We start from the raw sequence: 4,102 nt of genomic DNA, 5'->3' as shown, positions 1-4,102 counted from the left end.
CCGCTCCTGGGGCCTGCTTTCGCGAGCGGGCGCGGCCGTGGCCGGCGCGCGCTCGGCTTGCTTCGGCTTGGCCCCGGCGAACCGGTTTATCGGCGTGTCTTCCAGCGCCTCGTCAACGCCGGCGCTGGCATAGAAGGCCAGCAGCTCGGCGATGTCGATCGGGTTGTTGGGAGAGGTGGCAGTCATGGCGGCACAATCGTCCGCGTGGCGATGATTTGCAACCGCCGTGAATTCGCCATCCAGCGCGACGTCCGTCAGCCTGTGGGAATGCGCGGATCCTGCACCAGATAAAACGTCCAGCGCGGCGTGTAGTCGGTGATCAGGAACGCGAAGGTCGCCGTCTTCAGCGGGTCGACCTTGCCGTTCTTGAACAGCAGCCGGTCATAGGGTTCGAACTGGCGGTCGAAATCGGCGAAGTTGCTGGAAACGATGTTGTCGGGCGTCTTGTTGCGCTGATCGAAGGATAGGCCGTCGCCGAATACGCTTGGCTGGTCGAGGATTTCCTGCAGCTCGAACTGGAATTCCACCCAGGGCAGCGCGCTGTTGTTGAGCACGTCGATGCGCATATACATCACGCCATTGGCGACGTCGCCGGCCTTGCCGAAGGCTTCGATCGGCCTGACGGCGCGGATGGTCAGCGTCACCGGTGTCGCCGAATTCAGCTCCTCGGTGATGACCAGCGGGTCATCCTTGGTGCCGATTCCGGAAGCGCCGGTGATGCGGAAGCCGCCAAGCTCGTCGGAAAAGGAGTAGGCGCCGGCCACCCACACTTTCTGCGTATCGGCCTGGGCGGCACCAAGCGAAAAGAGGAGCGGAAGAACCGCGCGGCAGAGCACGCCGGGCGTGAAGAGTAAGCGCTTCGATGAAAAGCCGGTTGGCTCGGGAGTGCGCATGAGGTCAAGTATTGCCGATAAGCAAGCCGTCGAACAATTAAAAACGTGCGTCCGGTGGTTCCCCTTCCAATCGGTTGGCCCTGCTGGATGCTTTGCCTGGCCTGATCGAATGGGCTTGCATCGCCAGAAAACCGCGACTTTTTGTCGAAATCGGCCTTGTTACGTCAGCGCCGGTTTCGCGTCGCGAATTGATGCGCTATGCAGCGCGTGAGCCAGCAAAATGCAAGAATATGGCAAGCCAGTGAGGGGTCGATGAGCGATATCGAACGCGAGAGCATGGAATTCGACGTGGTGATCGTCGGCGCCGGTCCAGCCGGCCTTGCCGCGGCGATCCGTCTGAAGCAGCTCAACCCCGACCTTTCCGTCGTCGTCTTGGAAAAGGGCGGCGAGGTCGGCGCCCACATACTGTCCGGCGCCGTCGTCGACCCGATCGGCATCGATCGCCTTTTGCCGGGCTGGCGCGAGGAAGAGGGCCATCCGTTCAAGACGCCGGTCACCGACGATCATTTCCTGGTCCTCGGCCCCGCCGGTTCGTTCCGCCTGCCCAATTTCCTGATGCCGCCGCTGATGAACAATCACGGCAACTACATCGTCTCGCTCGGCAATGTCTGCCGCTGGCTGGCGACCAAGGCCGAGGCGCTCGGCGTCGAGATCTATCCGGGCTTTGCCGCGGCGAGCCTTGTCTACAACGATGCCGGCGCCGTCACCGGTGTGATCACCGGCGACATGGGCGTCGAGAAGGACGGCACGCACGGCCCGGCCTACGCGCCGGGCATGGCGCTGATGGGCAAATACGTGCTGATCGGCGAGGGCGCGCGCGGCTCTTTAGCCAAGCAGCTGATCGCGAAATACCGGCTTGCCGACGGCCGCGAGCCGGGCAAGTTCGGCATCGGCCTCAAGGAACTGTGGCAGATCAAGCCGGAAAATCACAAGCCGGGGCTGGTGCAGCATTCCTTCGGCTGGCCGCTCGACATGAAGACCGGCGGCGGCTCCTTCCTCTATCATCTGGAAGACAATCAGGTGGCGGTCGGCTTCGTCGTCCACCTGAACTACAAGAACCCCTGGCTCTCGCCCTTCGAGGAATTCCAGCGCTTCAAGACGCATCCGGCGATCAGAGGCACCTTCGAAGGCGCCAAGCGGATCGGCTACGGTGCCCGCGCCATCACCGAGGGCGGCTGGCAGTCGGTGCCGAAGCTTTCCTTCCCGGGCGGCGTGCTGATGGGCTGCGCGGCCGGCTTCGTCAACGTGCCGCGCATCAAGGGCTCGCACAATGCGGTGCTGTCCGGCATGCTGGCGGCCGAACATGTCGCAGACGCCATTGCCGCCGGCCGCGCCAATGACGAGCTCGCCTCCTATGAAGACGCCTGGCGCGGCAGCGACATCGGCAAGGACCTGAAGAAGGTGCGCAACGTCAAGCCGCTGTGGTCGCGCTTCGGCACCATCGTGGGCGTCGGCATCGGCGGTCTCGACATGTGGCTGAACACGTTGTTCGGCTTCTCGCCCTTCGGCACGCTGAAGCACGGCAAGGCCGACTACGCGACGTTGGACCCCGCCTCCAAGCATCAGAAGATCGCCTATCCGAAGCCGGATGGCGTCTTGACCTTCGACCGGCTCTCATCGGTGTTTTTGTCCAACACCAACCATGAGGAAAACGAGCCGGTGCATCTGATCGTCGGCGACGCGGCGCTGCTGCAGCGCTCCGAGCACGACGTCTTTGCCGGCCCTTCGACCCGCTACTGCCCGGCAGGCGTCTACGAGTGGGTGGACAAGGACGGCAACGCCGCGGCCGATCCGTCGGCCAAGGACGTGCGCTTCGTCATCAACGCGCAGAACTGCGTCCACTGCAAGACCTGCGATATCAAGGATCCGAACCAGAACATCAACTGGGTGCCGCCACAAGGTGGAGAGGGTCCGGTCTATCAGGGCATGTAGAGGGCAATTGCCAAAGGCTTTGCGCTGCCCCTCACCCTCCCGCCGTGAAGAACGGAGAGGGGTGCCAGCGCCGGAGCTTGCCCCTACGGGAGAAGATGGCGGCAGCCAGATGAGGAGGCCTGCGTGCGGTACAGGTTGCGACAGCGCAACCTCAAGGCCGTTGAAACCGTCGCCTGCTTGTGTTTCCTTTCGCTGAGGATAGGGAGAGACGGCTATGCGGCTGGCGGTTCTGACATGCCTTGTCGCCCTCGGCGCGCTGTGCGCGCCGCAGGCTTCGGCCGGCACCACGGTGCTGGTCCAGACGCGTACCTATGACATTGCCGGTAATTCTGGCGCGGCGCTCATCGAGGCCATGGACAGCAAAGGCCCCAAGCACGGCTTCATGACCCATGCCATTGCCCAGACCGCCTACACGGTCGACTGGGAGCTCGGCGTGATCCAGGACAAGGGGTCGTGCCGGCTCAAGCAGGCAAACGGCACGCTCAATCTCTTCTACACCTTTCCGCGCGTCGCTTCGCCGGCCACGCCGGCGTTGAAGAAGCGCTGGGACCGGTTCTTCGCCGGCGTGCGTGCCCATGAGGAGACCCATGGCCGCATCGCCAGGCAAATGATGCGCGCCACCGAGCGGTCGATCACCGGCCTCCAGGTCGCGGACGATCCCTATTGCTACAAGACGCGCCGCGAGGCGCGCCAGCGTATCCAAACCGCCTATGCCGAATACGAGGCCAGGCAGAATGCCTTCGATGCTCGCGAGCACCGCGATGGCGGCCATGTCGCGCACCTGGTCGCGGCCTTGATGGGGAAGTAGGCCGAAGGCGGCTTCACGGGCTATTTCGAGTGGATCGAGCCCAGTCTAGCCGCGTGGCCCAGTAGAAAGGTTGTTCGCCGCCAGCGCTGACTCGTGCTCATCCTCGGGCTCTCGGCCATCGGGCCGTAACGAGAACTCGACCAGCACCGGCAGATGGTCGGAGCCGTCGTCTTCCAACCGCGTTGACGACAGGATCATCACCCCGCCCTTGCTGAACACCTGATCGATCGGCAGGCCGGCGAAGCGCCGCAGGAAGTCGGGCAACTTCCTGTGGATCCAGGTCGGCCCGGCCGACGGCATCACCGTCAGTCCGCCGAGCGAGGCGACGCGACGCACCGCCGCGCTCCACGGCACGGCGTTGCAGTCGCCGGCCATGATTGCGGTTTCGCCGAGCGCGCCAAGCGGCTCCGCCAGTTCGCCGATCTGCCAGTACTGCTCGTGCGGCCAGGGCCAGCTCAAATGGATTGCG

Annotated in this window: 4 protein-coding genes and 1 pseudogene; 2 read left to right on the top strand and 3 right to left on the bottom strand. The window is 64.1% G+C overall.

What is annotated here, in order from left to right:
• A pseudogene (locus tag DH10_RS32110) lies at positions 1 to 186 on the bottom strand (uracil-DNA glycosylase); the annotation flags it as partial.
• 68 nt (positions 187 to 254) lie between these two features.
• Positions 255 to 893, bottom strand: a complete 639-nt coding sequence (locus DH10_RS32105) for a hypothetical protein (RefSeq protein WP_192249088.1) — start codon at positions 891 to 893, stop codon at positions 255 to 257.
• A 252-nt stretch (positions 894 to 1,145) separates the two neighbouring features.
• Here DH10_RS32105 and DH10_RS32100 point away from each other — a divergent pair, with 252 nt between their 5' ends.
• Together DH10_RS32100 and DH10_RS32095 are read left to right on the top strand one after the other, a co-directional pair.
• Positions 1,146 to 2,825 (top strand): electron transfer flavoprotein-ubiquinone oxidoreductase, encoded by a 1,680-nt coding sequence (locus DH10_RS32100; RefSeq protein ID WP_192249091.1) that lies wholly within the window; start codon positions 1,146 to 1,148, stop codon positions 2,823 to 2,825.
• Between the two features lie 214 nt (positions 2,826 to 3,039).
• Positions 3,040 to 3,633, top strand: a complete 594-nt coding sequence (locus DH10_RS32095) for a DUF922 domain-containing Zn-dependent protease (RefSeq protein WP_192249094.1) — start codon at positions 3,040 to 3,042, stop codon at positions 3,631 to 3,633.
• A 45-nt stretch (positions 3,634 to 3,678) separates the two neighbouring features.
• Here the strand turns inward: DH10_RS32095 and DH10_RS32090 are convergent.
• Positions 3,679 to 4,102: endonuclease/exonuclease/phosphatase family protein (locus tag DH10_RS32090; RefSeq protein ID WP_343221655.1), on the bottom strand; the 424-nt coding region annotated here is incomplete at its 5' end.

The sequence above is a fragment of the Mesorhizobium silamurunense genome (genome assembly GCF_014843825.1).
GTDB lineage: Bacteria > Pseudomonadota > Alphaproteobacteria > Rhizobiales > Rhizobiaceae > Mesorhizobium > Mesorhizobium silamurunense.
Note: the sequence above shows the minus strand (reverse complement) of the source record. Positions and strands in the feature narration are given on the sequence as shown.

Coding starts and splice junctions, on each gene's coding strand:
- DH10_RS32105 (WP_192249088.1), bottom strand. CDS start 893: ATGCGCACTCCCGAGCCAACCGGCTTTTCATCGAAGCGCTTACTCTTC.
- DH10_RS32100 (WP_192249091.1), top strand. CDS start 1,146: ATGAGCGATATCGAACGCGAGAGCATGGAATTCGACGTGGTGATCGTC.
- DH10_RS32095 (WP_192249094.1), top strand. CDS start 3,040: ATGCGGCTGGCGGTTCTGACATGCCTTGTCGCCCTCGGCGCGCTGTGC.